Raw genomic sequence first — 5,111 nt, 5'->3', positions numbered from 1 at the left:
TTTCCGGAACACCGCGGAGTCCCAAACAACCACTTGAATCCCCTCGCCCCCAGCCCATGGGCGCAGCAAAGACAGGTAAGGATCCAAATCAGATTCGACAAGGAAGAGACCGCATCGCCGATACGCGCGAGCGGGAACGGGTGCGCGCCGAGCGCACTGAGAACTATCGTCTGGTCATGCGACCTGTCACGTGGTCACACAACTTCCCGCGGTTCGCGCGATCGCCGAACTGCGACGAGGTCTCAACCTCATCGTGAAGGACACCGAAGCAGCCCCCTGCGCACCGAGTCCATGGATCCACCCTGCGCTCATTGATCGCCCTCCCGAGGAACAATCACGCCGCCACGAGTGGCAACGTCCCGAAATCGCGGCGAGTTCTGCCCGCACCGCAGGATGTAATCTACATCTCAACCAGGTCCGCTCATGCCCTTTTGGTATTTCTTCTAACAAGCGTCCAAGACCTGGCCCGGATTGTCGCGATCCGCACGCTCATCCAGCGCTTCGACGCGGCGGACGCTCGATCATCTTCCCAGCTCAGCGGCGTTTCACAGCACGCGAACGCACCTTGTGCGCTAGTCACAGCGGTATTGTGATTCGGTCACAGGCCGTGACCTTGGGACACGATCCGGTCAGCCGGTGACGTCCAGATCGGCGATCACCTTGGTCGGACGGAGCCGCACCACCAGCTCCCCTGGCACGCCGTTCCGACGTCCGAACTCCTCCGCCCGGTCCGGCCCCATGTACCGGCCACCGATCGCGGTCGCGATGCGGATCAGCTCCTCGGGGTCCTCGGACACGGTGGCCACGCCCTGCACCTGGACGAAGGCATACGGCGGCTGTTCGAGGTCCACGCAGAGCACCACCCGGCCGTCGCGCGCCACGGCGCGGCCCTTGGCGGAGCCGGTGCCGGTGTTGAAGACCAGATCGTCACCGTCGACGACGAACCACACGGGAGCGACCAGCGGCCGGCCGTCGGACGCGGTGAAACCGAGCTTGCCCGTCCGGGTGCCCGCCGACAGGAACTCGCGTATCGCGGGATCGGCCAGAGTGATCACCCGCGGGAGGCTACGCGGTCGGGCCGTCGCGCGCGCGACTTTCAGGCGCGATAGCCGTCGGTGCCCGCCCTGGCCATGATGATATTCGGGATCACGGCCCGCGACGACAGCCTCAGCAGCGCGTCGACCACCTCGACGACATCGTTGACCTCGAGCATCGCCCCCGGCGGCACCTGCTCGTGGGTCCACGCGCTCATATCGGTGTCCACGAACGCGGGCGCAATGGTCGTGGCGCACACCCCGCGGCCGGACTCCTCGGCGTTCAACGTCGCCGCCATGCTGATCAGCGCCGCCTTCGTCGCGCCGTAGACCGCGAGGCCCTGCTCCGCGTACACACCGGTGATGGACGCGAGCGCGATCACCTTGGCACCACGGCCCGGGTTCGCGGCGGCGCCCGCCCGCAGCAACGGCAACGACTCCTGGAGCAACTGGAACGGCCCGCGGAAGTTCACCGCAACGGTCTTGTCGAACCGGCGCAACGGAAAGTCCCCGATCTCCCCCGCGGTGCCGACTCCCGCGTTCAGGATCAGCGCGGTCATCGGGCCGAGCCGGTCCGCGTGTGCGGCCGTCACCCTGGCGATATCGGTCTCGTCGGCCATGTCGCCCGCGATCGGCACCACCTCGGGCGCCCCTGCGGCGCGCAGCCCATCCGCGACGGAGTCGAGCCGCGCGGGGTCCCTTGCGGTGATCGTCAACGAGTGTCCCGACTGCGCGAGCCGAGTCGCGATCCCGAGCCCGATCCCCCGCGAGGCCCCCGTGACCAGGGCCGTCCTATTCTCGCCGCCGCTCACAGCGTCACTCCCTTCAGTGCCCGCAGCCCCGCCGCGATGAACTCGGGCGTCGCCTCGGCGGCCCGCACCGCGCCGGCGCCGGAGTCCGATCCCTGCAGCGCGCGATGGGTGATGCCCTCACCGATCACACCCAACTTGAAGTTGGCGAGCGCGAGATAGAAGTTCCAGTCCCCGAGGTCGCGGCCGGACGCGACGGCGTAGCTCTGCGCCAGCGCGCCCGCCGACGGCAGCCGATCGCTGGTCCAGGCCGCCTGGGATCCGAGCACAAGGTCGAACACCGGGTCCCGGTACACACACATCAGGGCGACGTCGGTCAGCGGATCACCCAGCGTCGACATCTCCCAATCCACCACCGCCCGGACCCGCCCCGGGTCACGGGGATCCAGGATCGTGTTGTCGATCCTGAAGTCGCCGTGCACGATCGACGCGGCCGAGGTCGCGGGCATGGCCTCGGTGAGCGCGGCATGCAGGACCGCCACATCGGGAAGCTCCCTCGTCTTGACCCGATCCCATTGTCCCGCCCAGAGTTTCACCTGCCTCGCGACGAAGCCGTCGGGCCGCCCGAAGTCGCCCAGCCCCACCGCCCGGTAGTCCACCGCATGCAGATCGGCCAGGACTCGCACCAGCGTGTCGGCACTGGCCTCGACCTGATCGTCGGAGAGCCCGGCGAGGTCGGCCTGATCCCGGACCACCGTGCCCTCGACGAATTCGACCACCGTCATCGGCGCGCCGAGGGCAGAGCCGTCGGCATCGAAGGCCACCGTCCGCGCAACCGGCACGGCCGTGCCCTGCAGCGCCGAGGTCACGGTGTACTCCCGAGCCATGTCGTGCGCCGACGGGGTCAACCCACTGGTCGGTGGCCGTCGCACCACCCACGACGACCGGTCGTCCCAGGCCCGGTAGGTCAGATTGGATCGGCCGCCGCTGATCAGCTCGACGTGCAGCTCCCCATGCAATTCGATGCAGCTGTCGGACAGGAACCGCTGCAGCGCAGCGATGTTCATTCCGGGAAGGCTCACTTCGCACCCCTCAGCTCGCGCTTGGCTGCCCCGACGACCCGCTTGGCGATGGCCCAACGGTGCACCTCGGACGGCCCGTCGTAGACCCGGAACGGACGGACCTCCCGGGAGAGCCGCGCCAGCGGCAGGTCGCCGGAGACCCCCATCCCGCCGCACATCTGCATGCTGCGGTCGACGATCCGGAAGACCGCCTCGGCGGCGTAGGTCTTCGCGATCGATGTCGCGTTCGACGCCGGGTCGCCGCTGTCGAGCTCCCAGCAGGCCCGTATCAGCAGAGCCCGGGTGGCGGCGATGTCGATTTCGTTGTCCGCCACCATCTTCTGAACCATGCCGAGGTCGCCCAGCCTGGATCCGAAGCCTTCCCGCTCGGCTACCCGGGCAACCGCGACGTCATGGCCGCGGCGCGCGGCGCCCAGCCAGCGCATGACGTGGGTCATCCGGGCCGGGCCGAGCCGCACCTGGGCGTACTCGAAGCCGCGGTCGACCTCGCCGAGCACCGCGGCGTCGGGAACCAGCAGGTCCTCGAAGAAGACCTCGCAGTGCCCGCCGATCATCGCCCGGTCCAGGGTGTCGATGTGTCGCCCCACCCGGATCCCGGGACTGTCGGCGGGCGCGAGGAACATCGTGGCCCCGCCACGCTGACCGGGCTCGCCCGAGGTGCGCGCCATGATGATGAAGAATCCGGCGCCGTCGGCGCCGGTGATGAACCACTTGTGCCCGTTGATCCGCCAGCCGCCATCCGCTCGGACCGCGCGGGTGGTCAGCGCCGACGGGTCCGATCCCGCTCCCGGTGCCGGCTCCGTCATCGCGAAGGCCGAACGGACGTCCCCGTGGGCCAGTGGCGCGAGGAACTGCTGCTTCTGCTCCGGGTTGGCGATGTGCGCCAACATGTGGACGTTGCCCTCGTCGGGCGCCGCGATGTTCAACGCGGTGGGACCGAACAGTGAGTAGCCGGCCTCCTCGAACACCGGGGCACGGTCCGACATGTTCAACCCGTGGCCGCCGAACTCGAGCGGGGCGTGCGGGGCGAACACCCCGGCGGCCTTGGCCGCCTGTTGCATGCCGATCCGCAGCGCGTCGCCGCCGCCGGCCGTGATGTCCCCGGCGTGCTCGTCCTCGATGGGCAGGATGACGTCGCGGGTGAAGGTCCTGGTGCGGTCGATGAGGTCCTGGACCTCGGGGGAATAGGTCAGATCGATCGACACACTCACTCCTCCTTCGTCACGTAGCCGAACGATCGCTCGGCAGCTGATTTCCACACGATCTCACAGGTTTGTCTGCCCGTCAAAGGAGTTCAGTAGATGCCAACGTGTAGCATGTTCAGCATTCCTGAACAGATTGGATCGAGAGTTGACCAAGCCGGAGCACCTGCCCGACACGATCAGGCGGACGCGCCGGTCGGCGGGCCTGACATTGCGAGAGCTCGCGGGGCGGATGGCGATCAGCCCGGCGACGCTCAGCGCCATCGAGAACGGCAAGACCGGCGTCTCGGTCGAGCGACTGCACGCCCTCGCCGGGGCGCTCGACACCACCGCCGCACGGTTGGTGGGCGATGCCGGCACCACCCTCGCCCGCGGACCCTCCACCGCGGACCGCCGAGTGCGCACTTCCCGGCGCGAATCCCCAGGAGCGACGGCGGCAACTGCACAGTCGACGGGTGACTGGCGTTTGTTCCCGTCACTGCGCGTCGACCCCGTGCTCGCGGCCGCGATCGACTCGTTCGTCGAGACCGGGTATCACGGCGCGACCATGCGCTCGATCGCCGAGCGGGCGGGCATGAGCGTTCCCGGCATGTACCACCACTACCGGGACAAGCAGGAGCTACTGGTGCGGGCGCTCGATCTCACGATGGACGAGCTGCACTGGCGGGTGCGGGCGGCACGGGACCAGGGCACCGGCGGGATCGAGCGCGTCGGCCTCATCGTCGAGGCGCTCGCGCTCTATCACACGCACCGCAGGGAACTCGCATTCATCGGCGCCAGCGAGATGCGTAGCCTCGAACCGGCGAACCGGGCGCGGATCACCGACTCCCGCAATCAGATCCAATACCTTCTCGACGACGAGATCGACGCTGCGATCGCCGAGGGAAGCCTCATGACGCGGCATCCGAGGGATGCCGGACGGGCCATCTCGACGATGTGCACATCACTGCCGCAGTGGTTCCGGATCGATGGACCGTCCTCGCCCGAGCAGATCGCCGCGGAGTACGCGAGCTTCGCTCTCGATCTGCTCGGGCGGGGGTGAGT

Annotated in this window: 5 protein-coding genes; 1 reads left to right on the top strand and 4 read right to left on the bottom strand. The window is 68.5% G+C overall.

Translation table 11 applies throughout. The features are described from left to right. Positions 1-629: 629 nt before the first annotated feature. From JOE46_RS24260 to JOE46_RS24245, 4 genes are read right to left on the bottom strand one after another with little or no spacing between them, the layout of a single operon-like run. The gene (locus JOE46_RS24260) at positions 630-1,055 is read right to left on the bottom strand and encodes a PPOX class F420-dependent oxidoreductase (protein ID WP_209928707.1); all 426 of its coding nucleotides are present in this window, start codon (positions 1,053-1,055) and stop codon (positions 630-632) included. Positions 1,056-1,096: 41 nt separating this feature from the next. Beyond that, positions 1,097-1,846 (bottom strand): SDR family oxidoreductase, encoded by a 750-nt coding sequence (locus JOE46_RS24255; RefSeq protein WP_209928706.1) that lies wholly within the window; start codon positions 1,844-1,846, stop codon positions 1,097-1,099. Continuing rightward, positions 1,843-2,850: a phosphotransferase family protein gene (locus JOE46_RS24250; RefSeq protein WP_209929250.1), complete on the bottom strand. Its 1,008-nt coding sequence runs from the start codon at positions 2,848-2,850 to the stop codon at positions 1,843-1,845. The genes JOE46_RS24255 and JOE46_RS24250 overlap by 4 nt, the downstream gene beginning before the upstream one ends. 11 nt (positions 2,851-2,861) lie before the next feature. Beyond that, complete coding sequence (locus tag JOE46_RS24245; RefSeq protein ID WP_097211106.1) at positions 2,862-4,070, bottom strand: acyl-CoA dehydrogenase family protein; 1,209 nt, start codon at positions 4,068-4,070, stop codon at positions 2,862-2,864. A 145-nt stretch (positions 4,071-4,215) separates the two neighbouring features. On the opposite strand from JOE46_RS24245, the gene JOE46_RS24240 reads away from it, so the two are divergent. Next, complete coding sequence (locus JOE46_RS24240) at positions 4,216-5,109, top strand: TetR family transcriptional regulator (RefSeq protein ID WP_280923555.1); 894 nt, start codon at positions 4,216-4,218, stop codon at positions 5,107-5,109. The last annotated feature ends 2 nt before the right edge of the window (positions 5,110-5,111 follow it).

This window comes from Rhodococcus sp. PvR099, from assembly GCF_017833315.1.
Classification (GTDB): Bacteria; Actinomycetota; Actinomycetes; order Mycobacteriales; family Mycobacteriaceae; genus Rhodococcus_G; species Rhodococcus_G oryzae.
The sequence above is the reverse complement of the archived record's forward strand: the minus strand, read 5'-3'. Positions and strand labels throughout refer to the sequence as shown.